General features: G+C 58.0%; 19 protein-coding genes, 2 tRNA genes and 2 pseudogenes. 8 read left to right on the forward strand and 15 right to left on the reverse strand.

Going from position 1 to position 15,409, the window contains the following annotated elements:
- Nucleotides 1–51: 51 nt before the first annotated feature.
- Together ACVHNU_RS26580 and ACVHNU_RS26585 are read left to right on the forward strand one after the other, a co-directional pair.
- Complete coding sequence (locus ACVHNU_RS26580) at nucleotides 52–462, forward strand: MbcA/ParS/Xre antitoxin family protein (RefSeq protein ID WP_338800555.1); 411 nt, start codon at nucleotides 52–54, stop codon at nucleotides 460–462.
- Nucleotides 459–1,139, forward strand: coding sequence for an RES family NAD+ phosphorylase (locus ACVHNU_RS26585; RefSeq protein WP_473018608.1), 681 nt, complete (start codon nucleotides 459–461; stop codon nucleotides 1,137–1,139). The genes ACVHNU_RS26580 and ACVHNU_RS26585 overlap by 4 nt, the downstream gene beginning before the upstream one ends.
- Nucleotides 1,140–1,190: 51 nt before the next feature.
- On the opposite strand, the gene ACVHNU_RS26590 is transcribed toward ACVHNU_RS26585, so the two are convergent.
- Entirely contained in the window at nucleotides 1,191–1,466 is a 276-nt protein-coding gene (locus ACVHNU_RS26590; protein WP_103485286.1) for a DUF3077 domain-containing protein, read from the reverse strand.
- 467 nt (nucleotides 1,467–1,933) lie between these two features.
- On the opposite strand from ACVHNU_RS26590, the pseudogene ACVHNU_RS26595 reads away from it, so the two are divergent.
- The 3 genes and pseudogenes from ACVHNU_RS26595 to ACVHNU_RS26605 all read left to right on the forward strand — a co-directional run.
- A pseudogene (locus tag ACVHNU_RS26595) lies at nucleotides 1,934–2,107 on the forward strand (type II toxin-antitoxin system HicA family toxin); the annotation flags it as partial.
- Between the two features lie 15 nt (nucleotides 2,108–2,122).
- Entirely contained in the window at nucleotides 2,123–2,548 is a 426-nt protein-coding gene (locus ACVHNU_RS26600; RefSeq protein ID WP_103485324.1) for a type II toxin-antitoxin system HicB family antitoxin, read from the forward strand.
- A 320-nt stretch (nucleotides 2,549–2,868) separates the two neighbouring features.
- A pseudogene (locus ACVHNU_RS26605) lies at nucleotides 2,869–2,988 on the forward strand (helix-turn-helix domain-containing protein); the annotation flags it as partial.
- Between the two features lie 115 nt (nucleotides 2,989–3,103).
- Here ACVHNU_RS26605 and ACVHNU_RS26610 read toward each other — a convergent pair.
- From ACVHNU_RS26610 to ACVHNU_RS26635, 6 genes are all read right to left on the reverse strand, one after another.
- Nucleotides 3,104–3,179: transfer RNA gene (locus tag ACVHNU_RS26610), tRNA-Thr, on the reverse strand.
- Nucleotides 3,180–3,599: 420 nt separating this feature from the next.
- Nucleotides 3,600–4,835: a methyltransferase gene (locus ACVHNU_RS26615; protein ID WP_473018609.1), complete on the reverse strand. Its 1,236-nt coding sequence runs from the start codon at nucleotides 4,833–4,835 to the stop codon at nucleotides 3,600–3,602.
- On the reverse strand, nucleotides 4,816–5,505 hold the full coding sequence (locus ACVHNU_RS26620; protein ID WP_003220713.1) for an ABC transporter permease: 690 nt from the start codon (nucleotides 5,503–5,505) through the stop codon (nucleotides 4,816–4,818). The genes ACVHNU_RS26615 and ACVHNU_RS26620 overlap by 20 nt, the downstream gene beginning before the upstream one ends.
- Nucleotides 5,502–6,197 carry an ABC transporter permease gene (locus tag ACVHNU_RS26625; protein ID WP_003220715.1) on the reverse strand — a complete coding sequence of 232 codons (696 nt, stop codon included), beginning with the start codon at nucleotides 6,195–6,197 and terminating at the stop codon, nucleotides 5,502–5,504. The genes ACVHNU_RS26620 and ACVHNU_RS26625 overlap by 4 nt, the downstream gene beginning before the upstream one ends.
- A gap of 77 nt (nucleotides 6,198–6,274) precedes the next feature.
- The gene (locus tag ACVHNU_RS26630) at nucleotides 6,275–7,024 is read right to left on the reverse strand and encodes an ABC transporter substrate-binding protein (protein WP_473018610.1); all 750 of its coding nucleotides are present in this window, start codon (nucleotides 7,022–7,024) and stop codon (nucleotides 6,275–6,277) included.
- Between the two features lie 13 nt (nucleotides 7,025–7,037).
- Nucleotides 7,038–7,811 carry an ABC transporter ATP-binding protein gene (locus tag ACVHNU_RS26635; protein WP_003220720.1) on the reverse strand — a complete coding sequence of 258 codons (774 nt, stop codon included), beginning with the start codon at nucleotides 7,809–7,811 and terminating at the stop codon, nucleotides 7,038–7,040.
- A gap of 552 nt (nucleotides 7,812–8,363) precedes the next feature.
- On the opposite strand from ACVHNU_RS26635, the gene gabP reads away from it, so the two are divergent.
- Nucleotides 8,364–9,755: a GABA permease gene (gabP, locus tag ACVHNU_RS26640; RefSeq protein ID WP_201136038.1), complete on the forward strand. Its 1,392-nt coding sequence runs from the start codon at nucleotides 8,364–8,366 to the stop codon at nucleotides 9,753–9,755.
- Nucleotides 9,756–9,825: 70 nt separating this feature from the next.
- Here gabP and vapC read toward each other — a convergent pair whose 3' ends face one another.
- The 6 genes from vapC to ACVHNU_RS26670 form a co-directional block, all read right to left on the reverse strand.
- Complete coding sequence (gene vapC / locus ACVHNU_RS26645; RefSeq protein ID WP_103485284.1) at nucleotides 9,826–10,233, reverse strand: type II toxin-antitoxin system tRNA(fMet)-specific endonuclease VapC; 408 nt, start codon at nucleotides 10,231–10,233, stop codon at nucleotides 9,826–9,828.
- On the reverse strand, nucleotides 10,233–10,463 hold the full coding sequence (gene vapB, locus ACVHNU_RS26650; protein WP_103485283.1) for a type II toxin-antitoxin system VapB family antitoxin: 231 nt from the start codon (nucleotides 10,461–10,463) through the stop codon (nucleotides 10,233–10,235). Before vapB ends, vapC begins: the two co-directional genes overlap by 1 nt.
- 165 nt (nucleotides 10,464–10,628) lie before the next feature.
- On the reverse strand, nucleotides 10,629–11,081 hold the full coding sequence (locus tag ACVHNU_RS26655) for a hypothetical protein (protein ID WP_103485282.1): 453 nt from the start codon (nucleotides 11,079–11,081) through the stop codon (nucleotides 10,629–10,631).
- Between the two features lie 6 nt (nucleotides 11,082–11,087).
- A complete protein-coding gene (locus tag ACVHNU_RS26660) occupies nucleotides 11,088–11,501 on the reverse strand; it encodes a hypothetical protein (protein ID WP_473018611.1) in 414 nt (137 codons plus the stop codon).
- A 28-nt stretch (nucleotides 11,502–11,529) separates the two neighbouring features.
- Entirely contained in the window at nucleotides 11,530–12,504 is a 975-nt protein-coding gene (locus ACVHNU_RS26665; protein ID WP_473018612.1) for an alpha/beta hydrolase family protein, read from the reverse strand.
- 68 nt (nucleotides 12,505–12,572) lie between these two features.
- Entirely contained in the window at nucleotides 12,573–13,631 is a 1,059-nt protein-coding gene (locus tag ACVHNU_RS26670; RefSeq protein WP_473018613.1) for a PDDEXK nuclease domain-containing protein, read from the reverse strand.
- A gap of 261 nt (nucleotides 13,632–13,892) precedes the next feature.
- On the opposite strand from ACVHNU_RS26670, the gene ACVHNU_RS26675 reads away from it, so the two are divergent.
- Nucleotides 13,893–14,342: a hypothetical protein gene (locus ACVHNU_RS26675; RefSeq protein WP_003220731.1), complete on the forward strand. Its 450-nt coding sequence runs from the start codon at nucleotides 13,893–13,895 to the stop codon at nucleotides 14,340–14,342.
- A 76-nt stretch (nucleotides 14,343–14,418) separates the two neighbouring features.
- Nucleotides 14,419–14,700, forward strand: coding sequence for a YceK/YidQ family lipoprotein (locus tag ACVHNU_RS26680; RefSeq protein WP_045122255.1), 282 nt, complete (start codon nucleotides 14,419–14,421; stop codon nucleotides 14,698–14,700).
- 14 nt (nucleotides 14,701–14,714) lie between these two features.
- On the opposite strand, the gene ACVHNU_RS26685 is transcribed toward ACVHNU_RS26680, so the two are convergent.
- Both ACVHNU_RS26685 and ACVHNU_RS26690 read right to left on the reverse strand, forming a co-directional pair.
- Nucleotides 14,715–15,065: a hypothetical protein gene (locus ACVHNU_RS26685; protein ID WP_003220735.1), complete on the reverse strand. Its 351-nt coding sequence runs from the start codon at nucleotides 15,063–15,065 to the stop codon at nucleotides 14,715–14,717.
- Between the two features lie 211 nt (nucleotides 15,066–15,276).
- Nucleotides 15,277–15,352, reverse strand: a tRNA-Phe gene (locus ACVHNU_RS26690).
- Nucleotides 15,353–15,409: the final 57 nt, after the last annotated feature.

A 15,409-nucleotide genomic window follows, 5' to 3' on the forward strand; every position in this document is an offset into this window, starting at 1 on the left:
AATTCATATGTGTACTACGCTGAGCTTGCGGAACAGCGAAGAAGGACGACCATGGCTACCTCATCCCCAGCCCTCACCCCGCGTGAACAACTCGACGTCCCCGAAGCCGGGCGCGTCGCGCTGAAGTTTTTCTTCAACCTCATGGAGCGCTGGGGTTGCAACGCCGAGCAGCAGCGCACGCTGTTGGGGGGCGTCGGCAACACCACGTTCTACAAGTACAAACATTTGCCGCCGAACATTCGCCTGCCGCATGACACGCTGGAGCGCATCTCGTACTTGATGGGCATTCATAAGGCGCTGAGCATCATCTTCAGCAATAGCCGCGAGCGCGCCTATACGTGGGTCAGCAGCCCGAATACGGCGGCGCCATTCAATGGCCGGACCGCGCTGGATTACATGCTGGCGGGGAGGGTGGTCGATATCGCCGACGTGCGCCGCTACCTCGACGGGGTGCGCGGTTGAAGGCCCCACCGCTGGCCGATCCGCAATGGCCCAAAGCCTACCGGATCGTCAACAGCAGCTTCCCGCCGATTGCGTTGTTCGAAGACGTGCTCGACCCCGAAGACCTGGAAATCGCCTACGCGCTGGAAGCGCTGACCAACGATCGCCTGATCGAGCAGGCCGGCGTCCTCGCCCGCGTGCGCCCCGAAGACCGGCTCTCCGGCCCCGGTTCAACCCCGGTGATGGCGGCGTTTACCCACATCGGCAAAAGCAGCCGCTTCACCGATGGCACCTTCGGCGTCTACTACGCCGCCAGCAGCCAGGCCGCGGCCATCGCCGAAACCTGCTATCACCAGGAACGTTTTCTTGCGGCCACCAACGAAGCGGATCTTGAGTTGACCATGCGTACTTACGTTAATCGCGTGGTTAAGCCGCTGCATGATGTTCGTCACGACTTTCCAGATTTGCATCAACCCGATCCAGACGCCTATGGCCCATCCCAGGCGTTTGCCCGACAACTGCGTGAGTCTGAATCGTGGGGGATGCTCTACAACAGCGTTCGCCTGCCGGGCCACGAATGTGTTGCCGCGTTCCGGCCGCCGGCCGTGTCGATTCCGAAGCAGGGTAAGCATTTGCGTTATGTGTGGAGTGCGAGTCAGAGCAGGATTTCGTTTGTGTTTGAGATCAGTCAGGTTTGAAACGCAAAAAGCCCTCGCGATACCGCGAGGGCTTTCTTTTGGCGGTTTACGTCAATGGCTTGCTGTTGGCGCATCCAGCACTTTCACCACGTCGTCGATCAGCGCCTTGCTTAACTCCTGCAGATACCGGGAGGCATAAGCGTGAAGGTCAGGATCGCGAGAAACTGTAGAGTCGGCGGTCAGCAGCTTGGAGATGTGAAGCAAGTGTGAGGCGTGCGAGAGGGCGGCCATCACTGGAACACCACGATTGGTGCGGAACAGCGCTCGATTGGCCTGGAAGGAAAAGTGCGTAAAGCCTGGTGTTTTCAAATCGAGGTAGTTGGTCATTTCGCTTCACCTGTATCTAAGGCGTGGAGTGAGTTGACCGATGTGGCAGCGCGGCGGATTACGGATGGATCGATGGCATTCATTTGTAAACTCCCTGTATCAAATGAGAGCTGCCATTTTCGTTCTCAGGCGAAAGGGTGGCAGCTATGCGCAGGCTGAGAAACCGGAGATACAGGAATCCGGCAGACCCGAAGGTCTCCCACGCACAGCCGCCATTACACGAGAATACGGGTGCAAAAAAGCGCCGGCAATCATGGGTTTGGGGCGCTGGTGCGCCTGTATCTTACCCGGGTTCTCAGGCCCGGTCGCTGAATTGGCAGCGACGGGTTTGACGGTAGCTTGCGGAGGACGGACGCGCAATCGTGGCCAGGTGGTGGCCGTTGCCATCTCTGTGTAGTGCAACACTTATGTTGCGAGTGCAGCAAATATGTTGCACATTCGCTTTACCGAAACGGCGAGTGATGCACATGAAGTACAGCGAGTTTCGGCGATGGTTGAAAGCCCAAGGCGTTGAGTTTCAAACCGGCAAGGGCAGTCACTTCAAGGTTTCCTTGAATGGCAAATCAACTGTGTTTCCCGACCATGGAGCCAAGGAAATGGGCGAAGGGTTGAGAAAATCGATAATCAAACAGCTGGGCCTCATGAGAGGAATCGTGATGTTCGAATATGCGTTGGAAGTTCACGAAGAGCCGGACAGTGTCTGGTTGTCCTGCGCAGAAATTCCTGAGATGCACGCCGTTGGCGACACCCTCGAGCAAGCGTTGGACACCGCCATTGATGCAATCGAGACGGCATTCTCGATATACGTTGATGATCGCCGGTTGATTCCGACCGGGCAGGCAGGAGAACAGGCAAGTGACGTTGTATTGCGTCTGCCTGCGCTGACTGCAGCAAAGGTTGCTCTGTGGAATACGCTTTTGGAGTCAGGTTTAAGCAAGGCCGAGTTGGCACGTCGTCTCGGCGTACAACGGCCCCAGGTCGATCGCCTGGTAGATTTCCTGCATCACTCCAAAATCGAGAATGTTGAGCGTGCGTTGCAGCAACTTGGAAGGCGGATTTCGCTTTCGGTTCAAGCTGCATAAGTTCAGCAAGCGAGCGTTGGAGAAAATAGTTGAAGGCGACGAAAAGGCATGGCAAATGAACTAGGGCGATTTCAGACGGACTTGATGGAATCTGTACGTCAGATGAAGGCTGGACAGGCCTCGTGCGCAACGCTGCTGCCGCTCTCGGCGGCCAATGAAGAGCAAAGGAAGGCCAGGGTTTCTCAAAGCGTTTTCGCCAACCTAAGCACCGTGGTGACACGAGCAAAATAAGGTGGGGAAAAATAGAGTCAGACCACAGTCTCAGCTCAAAACGTGGTCTGACCCTTATTTCCATAAGCAACTGAAGTAGGAAATCAGCGATGCTCAATGAACTGGAGCAATTCCAGCAAGACTTGCTGGAATCTGAACGTCAAATGAGGGCCGGAAAGGCTGCACGTGTCACCGAGGTACCGCTCTCTGCACCGGCAGAAGCAGTTGCCTCCCCGACGAGCCATCCAGATTAACGACGAATTTTGAGTGCACGGCTGTGACAGGCAATGTGGACGTACCAGAAACAACAAAGCCCCTGCATTTCTGCAGGGGCTTCGTTTTGTATGGTGCCGGCACCAGGAGTCGAACCCGGGACCTACTGATTACAAGTCAGTTGCTCTACCAACTGAGCTATACCGGCGTGTGGGCGACGATTATAGCGATTGGGTTGGTTCTGTAAACCCCTGAATTCAGACTATTTTTACGCAGGCGCTGGATCAGGCTTGGCGTGAGCGGTGACGCCGGGTTTTTAGCCGCAAAACCGAGGTGCTACGCGATCAAGCCAGACTGAGCGTGAGGGCAGGATTTCCGCACCGTTCAAGCACCCATTTCACCCGTTTATGTCGTTTTGATTGGAAGCTTATGCACAACGGATCGACGCAACGGCAGTGTTGCAGGGGATTTTGTGGACACGTTCTCATTTTGTGCGCAAATCCCTGTTTTACAGGTTTTTTATCAATATGAACAAAAAATGACCAATGCTGTTTAAGCGGTCTAACGGCCGTGAATATTGGATCCACTGGAAAACCATCAACAGAGTTATCCACAGGCTGTAAAGATTTTAAGCGCGTTCAGCCAGCAGCAGGAAATTACGCGGTGTCAGTGGGGTGTCGCAAAAGGTGCCGAGGCGTACGACATACCCCTGTTCACTGAGGAAAATGGCTCGATCCAGGTTCAACCAAAGCTCCAACGGTCGTCGGAACAGTCCGCGCAGTAGTTCCAGGTTGCGAACTTCGGCCAACCGCTGCCAACCGGCGGCTTCCAGTGCCTGCCAGTTCGGCGTGCCGATTGTGGATAACTCTCTCAGCGCTGCCAGGTCGCGGCAGTAAGCGGCGAAGGGTTTGTCCAGCCAGACGCTGGGCAGGGACGGGGTTGGCAGGTATTCGTCGACGCCGCGCAGTTGCCGTTGCAGCAGGTCGAAGGCCAGGCGCCGGGCCATCGAGGTGTCGCGCTGACGTCGGACGCGTGCGCCAGCGGTGACGGTTTCGCTCATGGGCAGTGCCAGATCTTCGAGCGAGAGTTGTAGGGCGGATCGCATGCCGGCGCAGGACAAGGCCCGGTACTCGTTGCGATTGATCCGGTTGTAGCAGCACGGGGCGATGGCCATCTGCTGACATCCGGCAGCGCTCGCCAGTTGCATCAGGCGCACATGCAGGTCGCCGCAGGCGTGCAGGGCGACCGGGGTGTGCTGAGCACTTATAACGCTCGCTGCGTCTGCTGCCAGCACATCCTGCTCGACATGCAGGGCGTGCAAATGATGGCGCTGACTTAATGCCTGACCGCTGGCGACCAGCGCCGGATCGTATTCAACACAGGTCAGCTGTTGCCCGGCGCCCAGCAGGCGTCGGCCCAAATGCCCCTTGCCGGAACACCAGTCCAGCCAATGTGTTGGCGCAGAGGCGAAAGACAAGCGGCTGGCGAACGCTTCAATTTGCTGCCACTTGCGCCCCGGCACATCGACATTCAATCGATGGCCTGCCGCTTCCAGCGCATGTCCCGGCAACTCTCCGACTGCGCTCAGCGCAGCCGACAACGCCGCCAATGAAGCGAACGGCTCCGGCGCATCGATGAGATCGGCAGGGTGGTTATGCACAAGCTCTGCATCTTCCAGCGATCGTCCGCGTAGCCACGAAGCCAATTCGGGGTAGGCGGTTTCCCATGGAAGCGAAAGATGAGTGAACGGACGAGGTTTCCACAGCGCCTGATGCTCAATCAAAAAAGCATCCAGCGCAGTGAAACGGGCGAGTAGGTCCTCGCCCGTCAGCACGTGGGAAGTTTCAACGCCCTTGGCAGGCATCGACGCGCAGCCAGCGCTCCAGCAGCTTGAAGCCGCGCACCAGCACGTAGGACATCAGCAGATAAAACACGCCGGCGGCGAAGAAGATTTCCACCGGCAGGTAGGTGCGGGCAATGATCGTGCGGGCCATGCCGGTCAGTTCCAGCAGGGTCACGGTGCTCGCCAGCGCACTGGCCTTGAGCATCAGGATCACTTCGTTGCTGTAGGCCGGCAGGCCGATACGCGCCGCACGCGGCAACATGATGTAGAACATCGCCTTGGGCTTGGACATGCCCAGTGCCCGCGCCGCTTCGATTTCGCCCGGCGGAATGGCCTGGATCGCGCCGCGCAGGATCTCGGCAATGTACGCCGCGGTGTGCAGGGTCATGGTCGCGGTGGTACACCAGAACGGATCGCGCAGGTACGGCCACAGTGCGCTGCTACGCACCGCATCGAACTGCGCCAGGCCGTAATAGACGAGGAACAGTTGCACCAGCAGCGGCGTGCCACGGAAAAAGAAGATGTAGGCGTAGGGCAAAGCGCGCACGTACCACAGCTTCGAGGAGCGGGCGATGCCCAGCGGAATGGCCAGCAGCAGGCCGGCAATCACGGCAATCGCCACCAGTTCCAGGGTCAGGGTCGCGCCCTGCGCCAGTTTCGGCAGCCACTTGATGATCACTTCCCAGTTCATGAAGCGCTCCTCGCAAAGCCGCGAGCGGCGCGTTTTTCCAGGAAGTGCATGCCGCTCATCGCCAGCACTGTCAGGCCCAGATACATGACCGCGGCCACCAGATAGAAGGTGAATGGCTGTTTCGACACGGTCACGCCGATCTGCGCGTGACGCATGATTTCTTCCAGGCCGATCACCGACACCAGCGCGGTGTCTTTCATCAGAATCATAAACAGATTGCCCAGGCCGGGCAGGGCGATGCGCCACATCTGCGGCATGATCAGCTTGGTGAAGATCCGCCATTTCGACAGGCCCAGCGCCACACCGGCTTCACGGTGGCCCTTGGGAATGGCGAGGATCGCGCCGCGGAACACTTCCGTGGCGTAGGCGCCGAAGCACAGGCCCAGCGCAATCACGCCAGCGGCGAATGCGCTGAGTTGCAGGTCGGGGTTGCCGAAGAATTCACCGAGGCTGCGCATCAGGTTGACCGTACCGAAGTAGATCAACAGCACCCAGAGCAATTCCGGGACACCGCGCACCAAAGTCGAATAAGTACCGCCAAGCCATTGCAGCGGCTTGTACGGCGAAGTCTTGGCCAAGGCGCCGAGCAGACCGAGCACCAGTCCCAGGCACAGGGCCGTCAGCGCCAGTTTGACGGTCATCAGCGCACCGGCAGCGAGGGCCGGGCCGAATCCGTAGAGGTCGATAATCATGGATTTCTTTTCAAATCGCGGCAGGCAAGGCCGGGAGCCGGTGCCGTCGGATCACGGCGCCGGTCCCGCAGGTCAGATCAATAGATGCTGAACGGGAAGTACTTGTCGTTGATCTTCTTGTAGGTACCGTCAGCGACGATTTCCTTCAGCGCGGCGTTCAGCTTCTCACGCAGCGGATCGGCTTTACGCACGGCGATGCCGATCTTGTCGCTTTCCACGACCGGGTCGCCCTTGAACTCGTAGTTCTTGCCGGCGTCGGTTTTCAGCCAGTCGTAGTTGGCGTACTTGTCGGCGAGGATCGCGTCGACACGACCGGAGGTCAGGTCCAGGTAGGCGTTTTCCTGGGTGTCGTAGAGTTTTACTTCGATATCGCTACCGTAAGTGTCCTCGAGCCAGGTACCGGCGAGGGTGGCGCGCTGCGTGCCGATGATCTTGCCTTTGAGTGAATCCTTGTCGGTTTTGAACTCTTTATCTTTCTGCGCGATGAACTGCAGCTTGTTCGAGTAGTACGGGTCAGTGAAGTCCACCGCGCCCTTGCGCTCTTCGGTGATCGACAGCGAGGAGATCAGGAAATCGAACTTCTTCGCGTTCAACGCAGGGATGATGCCGTCCCAGTCGGAGGTGACCACGGTGCATTCGACTTTCATCTTGGCGCACAGGGCGTCGCCGATGTCTTTGTCGAAGCCGACCACGTTGCCGCTGGCGTCTTTATTGTTGAACGGCGGGTAGGCCGCTTCGATGCCCATCTTCAGGGTCTCGGCCATGGCACCAGCGCTGAACGCGAGGGTGACGGCGGCGGCCAGGAAGACCTTTTTAAAATTCTGCATGCATGTTGCTCCGTTAGCGGTTGCTGGACATGAATTGTTTGCAGCGCGCCGAAAGCGGGTTGTCGAACACCTGCTGAGGCGATCCTTGCTCTTCCACCAACCCCTGGTGGAGGAACACCACTTCGCTGGAGACCTGACGGGCAAAGCCCATTTCGTGGGTCACCAACAGCATGGTGCGGCCTTCTTCGGCCAGTGCGCGGATGACACTAAGTACTTCCTGAACCATTTCCGGGTCAAGGGCGGAGGTGGGCTCGTCGAACAGAATCACCTTCGGCTGCATCGCCAGCGTGCGGGCGATCGCGGCGCGTTGTTGCTGACCACCGGACAGTTGCGCCGGGTAGGCATGGCGTTTGTCGGCGATGCCGACCTTGGCCAGCAACGCTTCGGCGACTTCAATCGCCTCGGCTTTGCTCTGGCCGAGCACGCGGCGCGGGGCTTCGATGATGTTGTCGAGCACGCTCATGTGCGGCCACAGATTAAAGTTTTGAAACACAAAGCCAATCTCGGAACGCAGGCGGTTGATCTGTTTGCCATCAGCGGCAACCAGTTCGCCATTCTTGGCGGGCTTGAGCTTGAGTTCTTCACCGGCCACCAGAATCTGGCCCTGGTGCGGGTTTTCCAGCAGGTTGATGCAACGCAGGAACGTGGACTTGCCGGAACCGGAGGAACCGAGGATCGAGATCACATCGCCGTCGCGGGCGGTCAGCGAGATGCCTTTGAGCACCTCAAGCTGTCCGTAGCGTTTGTGCAAGTTGCGGATTTCAAGCGCGGGCGTGGCCTCAGCCATGTGCGTTCCTCATATATGTTGCGCTCCTGCTGTTGGCGGGCCTTCCTGGCGAGGCGGCCAAGCTAGCATAGCGTTTCAATGGCAGCCAACAGCGCTACGAGCGGTAAGCGGATGGCGTGTGGCAGGTTGTCGCATCGGCACAGCAGACTGTCGCCCCATCAACAACCGAACGGGTGTTTAAACGTGCAGCCCCGTGGGTGTTGCGTAAAAAAAGGCGCGATGTTGCCAGCTTTGGCGGGGTGTTGGAAGCGCTATCCGGCCGAACGTTCCTGAATCGCCCTTTTATTGTGCATCCCACACTTTTTCAGTGTGTTTCTGGTGCGCTCGTTCGTTTGAAAAGTGAGTCGCAGGGTAACGTTCTGGCGAATTGCCATTAATTTTAAGGACTTGCGATGACTGTCCGGTCGCGTTAAAAGCCGCGGGCCAGAAGAGTTTGAAACATTTTGGCGCACTTATTGCGTGCAGAATCTGGAACGCCCCGTTGGTTTCTTTTTACGAGAAGGAAAACCAGACGGGACGGACGCAATCGCTTTCCTCGCAAAGGTAGTTCCGATGAGCAGTACCCCAAGCTCCAATGGCCTCGAACAGGGGCTCAAACCGCGTCATGTGACCATGTTGTCGATCGCCGGTGTTATCGGCGCCGGTCTGTTCGTTGGCTCCGGCCATGCTATCGCTGCCGCCGGCCCCGCTGTGCTGCTGGCTTACGCCGCCGCCGGTACCTTGGTGGTGCTGGTGATGCGCATGCTCGGTGAGATGGCTGTCGCTTCGCCCGACACCGGCTCGTTCTCGACTTACGCCGACCGTGCCATCGGGCACTGGGCCGGTTTCACCATCGGCTGGTTGTACTGGTGGTTCTGGGTATTGGTGATTCCGCTGGAGGCCAACGCCGCTGCGACCATCCTCCATGCCTGGTTTCCGAGTGTCGGCATCTGGGCGTTCGCACTGATCATCACCCTGCTGCTGACGGTCACCAACCTGTTCAGTGTGAAGAACTACGGTGAGTTCGAATTCTGGTTCGCCCTGATCAAAGTGCTGGCGATCATCGGCTTCATCATCCTTGGCCTTGCGGCGATCTTCGGCTTCCTGCCGAACAGCCAGGTCAGCGGTGTTTCGCACCTGTTCGACTCCGGCGGCTTCCTGCCAAACGGCATGGGCGCGGTGCTGGGTGCAATCCTGACCACCATGTTCTCGTTCATGGGTACCGAAATCGTGACCATCGCGGCCGCGGAATCGAAGAACCCGGGCAAACAGATCTCCAAGGCCACCAACTCGGTGATCTGGCGGATCGGCCTGTTCTACCTCGTGTCGATCTTCATCGTTGTGGCCCTGGTGCCGTGGAACGATCCGACCCTGGCCAACCTCGGTTCCTACCAGACCGTGCTTGAGCGCATGGGCATCCCGAACGCGAAAATGATCGTCGACATCGTGGTGCTGGTCGCGGTAACCAGCTGCCTGAACTCGGCGCTGTACACCTCGTCGCGCATGCTGTTCTCCCTCGGCAAGCGCGGTGACGCACCGGCCATGTCAACTCGGGTCAACAAAAGCGGCACGCCATACTGGGCAGTGATGTTGTCGACCGGCGCGGCGTTCCTCTGCACCTTCGCCAACTACGTGGCCCCGGCCGCGGTGTTCGAATTCCTGCTGGCCAGTTCCGGCGCCATCGCGCTGCTGGTGTACCTGGTGATCGCGTTCTCGCAACTGCGCATGCGTAAACAACGCATGGCCCGCGGCGAAAAAATCGTCTTCAGCATGTGGCTGTTCCCGGGCCTGACCTACGCGGTGATCATCTTCATCGTCGCGGCCCTGACCATCATGCTGTTCCAGGAAGCCCACCGCGTGGAAATCCTCGCGACCGGCCTGCTGAGCCTCATGGTAGTCGTCGCCGGCCTGCTGGTGGCGCGTCGTCGCAAGCAGGAAAACCGTGGTGCGGTGGTGTTGAACTGATCCGCAACGCGTAATGCAAAACGGCCGCTGTCAGTGATGACAAGCGGCCGTTTTTGTTTGTGAGCGTTGCTCAATCGGGATGAACCCAATCCTCAAAACGCAATCCGGAAACACGTTCAAATTCACGCACATTGTTCGTAACCACGATAAGTCCAAGTGACCGCGCGTGGCCCGCGATCATTTGGTCGTACGGCCCAATCGGTGTTCCCGCTTTCGCAAGTTCAGATCGAATCATCCCGGTCTGTGCTGCTGCGTCATTGTCGAAAGGCAAGACTTCCAATCGCGCAACGAAACCTTCGATGATCGCTAGATTCTTTTCCGGGGCCGCTGACTTTTCAGCACCGTAAATTAGCTCCATGAGCGTGATAGCGCTGATGCACAACTGTCCGGAATGTCGATTGAAAGCTTCCCGGACAATCTGTGGTTTGTTCTTGATGGTGAAGATGCAGATATTTGTATCCAGCATGTATTTGATCATCAGAACGACTCGCGCTCCTGATCAGCGGGTTGCTCACGGTCAGCCATGAAATCAGGGCTGACGCTGTCGCCATCAAACCAGCTATCCCAGCTTTCTCCAGCAGGCGTAATGACGCGTGTTCTGCCAATCGCAATGACTTCCACTCGTTTAACGTCGCCGGGCATCGCAACTGCCTTTGGTAGCCGAACTGCCTGACTTCGATTGCTCATGAAAATTGTGGTCTGTTCCATATTTGACCTCCCGGGTCTGATCCAGTGATGGGCTCAGGATAGGCTGTGTTTGGGATATGTCAACGGGATATACATTGTCATCGGGCAGAGGGTTGCTGAGCCATCCAAACAATAAACGGCCGCTGTCAGTGATGACGAGCGGCCGTTTTTGTTTGTGAGCGGGGTTTATTCGCTCTTTTCTTCCTGGGCATCCAGCGACTTGCCGTAAGTATCCAGCGCAATCCCGAAATCGGTGATGAACTGTGGCTCGGTCAGCCAGGCCTGGGCGGTTTCGATGTCCATGCCGTCGGCCCACATGCGGTAGTCGATCAGCATGTCGGCGGCCAGGTGAGTGGCGGCCATGCCTTCGTTCTCGGCGTTTTCCATGTCCAGCAGTTCCGGATGGTCAACGATGATGAACGCCAGTTCGCGCAGCAGGGTCAGCAGCATTTCGTTGCGGCTGACGGCTTCGGCGTCGCGCATTTTGCTGAACATTGCGAGGGTGTATTCCGGGATCGGCTCGTCCAGATGCCCGAGATTGTCGTCCTGGTCCAGTGGCTTACGGCCGACCATGCGGATGTGCTTGGCTTTGGCCTTGGCGCGTTTGGCGCGTTTCTGTTGCTTGTTCAGGGATGCCATGGGAACTCAGTTCTTCTGTTGGGTTTGTGCGGCGATCGCGTCGGACGCCGCCACATAGTCGGCCTGGAAGGCCGGAGATTCGATCCACGCCAGGGCGCCGGCTTCGTCGGTTTCCTGGGACCACTGGCGATACTCGATCAGCGCGGCGAGGATGAAATCCATCGCGCCTTCTTCGCCTTCCTGCTCGTAGACCAGTCCTAGCAGCGGGTCTTCGAGGAACGCGGTGCACATGGCTTGCTGGCTGATCTTCTCGGCATTGATCATTTTCTTGAACAGCTCGGTCAGGTCCACCGACTCGAAGTCGATACGGTCATCGTTCGGGTCCAGTTCGACCGGCGCCTCGGCGCGTTTGCTGCGGTTTTGCTTGGCCTTGGTCTTGGCCCGGGCGGCGCGTTTTTGCTGCTTGTTGGCGGAGGCCATGGTGTGTTCCGTCGTGCGTTGAAAGGGCTCAGCTGCGTGGCACTGGCCGCCCGGGTGTGTCGGGGGCCAGCTCGCCGGTTTGCAGCCAGGTCAGAGCGATGGGCCATAGTGTGGCTTGGTATGCGCTGCGAAAAAAGGCGAAATGTCCGACTTGTTGTTCGCCGATGTCCTGCGGCTCGATGCGCAGGTGGGTTTTGTGCGCATGGCTGAAGTAGTGGAGCAGGCGTTCGATGGCTGGAATGGTGCCGTAGGGGTCGTCGCTGATGCTGATCGCCAGGGTGTTTGCGCGGACGTTGGCGAAGGGCAGGCGACCGCTTGCCTTCAGCAGTCGGCGACCACTCGGACGCTGCTCGTAGCGCGCGGCAGGCGTGCTCCAGTCGCGTATGACACCGGCGGGCGTGTCCTCCAGCCAGCCGAGGCGCTTGCCCGGGAAATAGCCACAGAACCGCGTCAGCAGCGGCATCAGCAGGTGCCATTTGCCAAACATGCGCCAGCGCTGTTCGGGGGCATAGTCGCGCCAGTAAGCGAACTGCGCGCCGACCGTCACCAGCCGACGAATGACCTGCCCGGACTCGCCGAGCCCAGCCGCGCAACCGCCGAAGCTATGGCCGACCACATCGATTGGCTGGCCGGAGAATTCCCGTTGCGCGCGTTTGAGCATCGCCTCGAAATCCAGCGCGCCCCAGTCGGTCCATGAAGCCTCAAGGCCTTTCAGGGTTGCCGGGCGTGATTCGCCGATGCCTCGATAGTCGTAGGTGATCACGTCGAAGCCGTTGGCGAACAGGTAATCGGCGAAGCGTGAATAGTGGCGGCAGCGTACCGAGGTGGCGGCGTTGATGATGACTACCGGTCGCTGGATGTCGGGCAGGGCATGGCGCCAGGTGAAGCCGCCAAGGGCAAAGCCATCCTTGGCGGCTTCCGTGAAGGGTTCACCTTGCGCCGCGGTCAAAATTGGCAACCTTGACTGCATATCCTGCATCGCGGGCGTGTCCTGACAGGTCATGGCTTTCCACCTTTGCGGGTAAGTTGCCAACGATAGTCTCGGCGCCGCCCGGCAACAATCCAGAAGGTTTATTCAGTCGATTGAATGAGCAGGCGTTCTTCGATCAAGGCCTGTTCGCGATTGAGTTCTGCGCGTAATTCTTCCTCACTCGGCAGTATCGTCTTGTAACTGCTGGCGAACAGTTGCTCATTGCCCTTGAGCATCGAGTAACGCGCGACCGAATCATTGCTCTCTGCACACAGAATGATCCCGACTGTCGGCTTGTCGCCCTCGCTGCGCTTGAGTTCGTCGTACATGCGTACATACATGTCCATCTGTCCGACATCGCCGGCACTGAGCTTGCCGCGCTTGAGGTCAATGATCACGAAGCATTTGAGCAGGTAGTTGTAGAACACCAGATCGATGTACAGATCGTCACCATCGGTACTGATGCGTTGTTGCCGAGCGACAAAGGAAAAGCCTTTACCCAGCTCCAGGAGAAACCCCTGCAGATGGTCGATGAGGGCCTGTTCAAGACGGCTCTCCCTGACCTTGCCGGCCGACGGCAGCCCAAGAAACTCGAGTATGACGGGGTCGCGAATGAATTCCCGAGGATGGGGTTTCATGGCTGCAATGTGGGTGGTGGCCTCTTCGATCACATCGGCTTTGTCTCGACTCATCAGCAGTCGCTCGTAGTAGAGCGTATTGATCTGTCGATCAAGGGCGCGACTGGACCAGTTCAGATTGGCAGATTCTTCCATGTACCAATGGCGAGCCTTTTCACTGGTGACGCCCAAAAGCCGCCGATAGTGGGTCCAGCTCAATTCGTGACGCAGTGCGTCACGAATTGGAAATGCCTGATAAAAGAGGCGCATATAGCGCAGGTTGGAAGCATCAAACCCCTTCCCGAACTGCGCCGTCAGATCCTTCGCCAACAAGACCAGCAACTGCTTGCCATACCCCGCCCGCTGCGCCCCTTGCTGCTCAAACTCGACAATATGCCGGCCGATCTGCCAACAGGTCTGGACTTGAATCGTATCAACAGCACGCAGCACTTTTTGCCGCGCCTGGCGAATCAGTTCGCCCAACTCCCCCAGCAATGAATCGATTTTCGGGTCTTGCGCATCAGTAGGTTTTACCTGGCTCATCGAGTCTTCCGCATCAGTGGAAACAGGCGCAAAGCATGCCGGGATTCGCCGCTCGGCGATGTCGGGCGAGCCCCGTATAGGCGGCAGGAAGAGGGGATGGGTATTGCAGGACGTTGCCGGCAAAAGGTGTTTCAGTAAGTGATGTTCTGTAGTCCATTTCGTACACAGGCCAAGTTCCAATCAATCTAAAACGCGCGCTTCCCTGGCCGGATCAAATAAGGAGTCACGGTTGGGCTCTAAAAGAGTCCGGGAGTAGGGATTATGAAGCGCATTCTTTCATTCATGCTGCCAGTCGCTGCGGTCGCTGTATTGGCTTTTCCGGCGATGCTGCAGGCGGCCAGCCTTGAGCCCGTCGACAGCGCAGGCGTACAGGCTCAACAACAGCAGCAAAACGGCATCAACTACTTGTCCGGCGGGATTGGCGTTGATGAGGCAAAAGCCATTCAACAATCCACCGGTTACAACCTGCACATGACGTTCGCGGTGGGCGCGCAAGACCAGTACACCGCTGATGTCGATGTGATGATTCAAAAGTCACCAGGGCAAACCGTACTGACCCTCACCCAAACGGGTCCGCTGGTTTACGTGCAACTACCACCCGGTAAGTACACGGTGGTCGCCACCCGCAATGGCGAAACACGGCGCGATGAGACAGACGTTGGCAGCGGCGCTGCCCGCAATCTGGTGTTCCACTGGAATGACGCTGGATAGTGTTGGGTTCAATTGAAAGTCGAGGCGCGGGTACAATCCCGCGCCTTATGTTTCTGTGATGCAAGGAAGTGCTGGTTTGAAAGGGATTTTGCGTATTGGCTCAGCGGTGAGCCTGGTTTTGCTGTTGGCTGGTTGTGGAACGATGATGGGGCGCCTGAACGGTGATTCTGCAGAACCGTACTACAAAGGCGTCGATGGCAACTTGCACTTGCTTGGCGTGAGAGGGGGAGACGGCATGCCCGCCGCGGTCATCTGCTACATGATGATCGTTTGCCCGGTGATTACCGTGGTATCGCTGCCGGTAGACGCTGCGCTCGACACGGTTTTGTTGCCGGTCGACTACGTCAACACCCTCTGAGGGCCAACCGTCATTTACCCCCGCGTACGCTTGCCCTTCTGCTTGTCAGTGGGTTCTTGCGCCATTCGGTGAATCCATAGTCCGATCCAGCCGACGGCTATCAGGAATACGGTGCCGATGCATTGCGACACGATCTCGAACCAGAACATTCGCGGTTGCAGTGCAAGGGTGTAGGTGTGGCGTGGACCGGAGCGGTTCCAGGTGGTGATGGAGCCGCTGATCAAGCTGTGGACGATCAGATAAATCGACGCGCCGATGAGGAAGGCGATCAGTACGCCGACCAGCACCGTCAGCCAGAATGCAGTCCGACTCTGGCGATAGGGTGGCGGGTGGGGCAGGGGCACGCGGGTTCTTTTCTGGTTCATCGAACGGATGACCCTCTTCCATAAGGTGCAGCCAAAGTAGCGCGGATCGCCTTTGTTCGAAACCCGTCGCGCATTTGCGCAATCAAAACCCGCGATGCCTGGGAAAGGCTCGCGGGTTTTTTCTGGGCTGCGCAAAGGGGCTGGATTGAGCCGCCATCAAATCGCAGGCATAAAAAAACCCTGAATCTTGCGATTCAGGGTTTTCGGTATTTGGTGCCCAGAGACGGAATCGAACCGCCGACACGGGGATTTTCAATCCCCTGCTCTACCGACTGAGCTATCTGGGCAACGGGGCGCATTAAAAGGGTTTTTCGGATTTACGTCAACGACTTTTTTAAAATTTC

The organism is Pseudomonas sp. Ors-4-3C (genome assembly GCF_055755035.1).

Coding starts and splice junctions, on each gene's coding strand:
- ACVHNU_RS26580 (WP_338800555.1), top strand. CDS start 52: ATGGCTACCTCATCCCCAGCCCTCACCCCGCGTGAACAACTCGACGTC.
- ACVHNU_RS26590 (WP_103485286.1), bottom strand. CDS start 1,466: ATGACCAACTACCTCGATTTGAAAACACCAGGCTTTACGCACTTTTCC.
- ACVHNU_RS26600 (WP_103485324.1), top strand. CDS start 2,123: ATGTTCGAATATGCGTTGGAAGTTCACGAAGAGCCGGACAGTGTCTGG.
- ACVHNU_RS26615 (WP_473018609.1), bottom strand. CDS start 4,835: ATGCCTGCCAAGGGCGTTGAAACTTCCCACGTGCTGACGGGCGAGGAC.
- ACVHNU_RS26620 (WP_003220713.1), bottom strand. CDS start 5,505: ATGAACTGGGAAGTGATCATCAAGTGGCTGCCGAAACTGGCGCAGGGC.
- ACVHNU_RS26625 (WP_003220715.1), bottom strand. CDS start 6,197: ATGATTATCGACCTCTACGGATTCGGCCCGGCCCTCGCTGCCGGTGCG.
- ACVHNU_RS26630 (WP_473018610.1), bottom strand. CDS start 7,024: ATGCAGAATTTTAAAAAGGTCTTCCTGGCCGCCGCCGTCACCCTCGCG.
- ACVHNU_RS26635 (WP_003220720.1), bottom strand. CDS start 7,811: ATGGCTGAGGCCACGCCCGCGCTTGAAATCCGCAACTTGCACAAACGC.
- gabP (WP_201136038.1), top strand. CDS start 8,364: ATGAGCAGTACCCCAAGCTCCAATGGCCTCGAACAGGGGCTCAAACCG.
- vapC (WP_103485284.1), bottom strand. CDS start 10,233: ATGATCAAATACATGCTGGATACAAATATCTGCATCTTCACCATCAAG.
- vapB (WP_103485283.1), bottom strand. CDS start 10,463: ATGGAACAGACCACAATTTTCATGAGCAATCGAAGTCAGGCAGTTCGG.
- ACVHNU_RS26655 (WP_103485282.1), bottom strand. CDS start 11,081: ATGGCATCCCTGAACAAGCAACAGAAACGCGCCAAACGCGCCAAGGCC.
- ACVHNU_RS26660 (WP_473018611.1), bottom strand. CDS start 11,501: ATGGCCTCCGCCAACAAGCAGCAAAAACGCGCCGCCCGGGCCAAGACC.
- ACVHNU_RS26665 (WP_473018612.1), bottom strand. CDS start 12,504: ATGACCTGTCAGGACACGCCCGCGATGCAGGATATGCAGTCAAGGTTG.
- ACVHNU_RS26670 (WP_473018613.1), bottom strand. CDS start 13,631: ATGAGCCAGGTAAAACCTACTGATGCGCAAGACCCGAAAATCGATTCA.
- ACVHNU_RS26675 (WP_003220731.1), top strand. CDS start 13,893: ATGAAGCGCATTCTTTCATTCATGCTGCCAGTCGCTGCGGTCGCTGTA.
- ACVHNU_RS26685 (WP_003220735.1), bottom strand. CDS start 15,065: ATGAACCAGAAAAGAACCCGCGTGCCCCTGCCCCACCCGCCACCCTAT.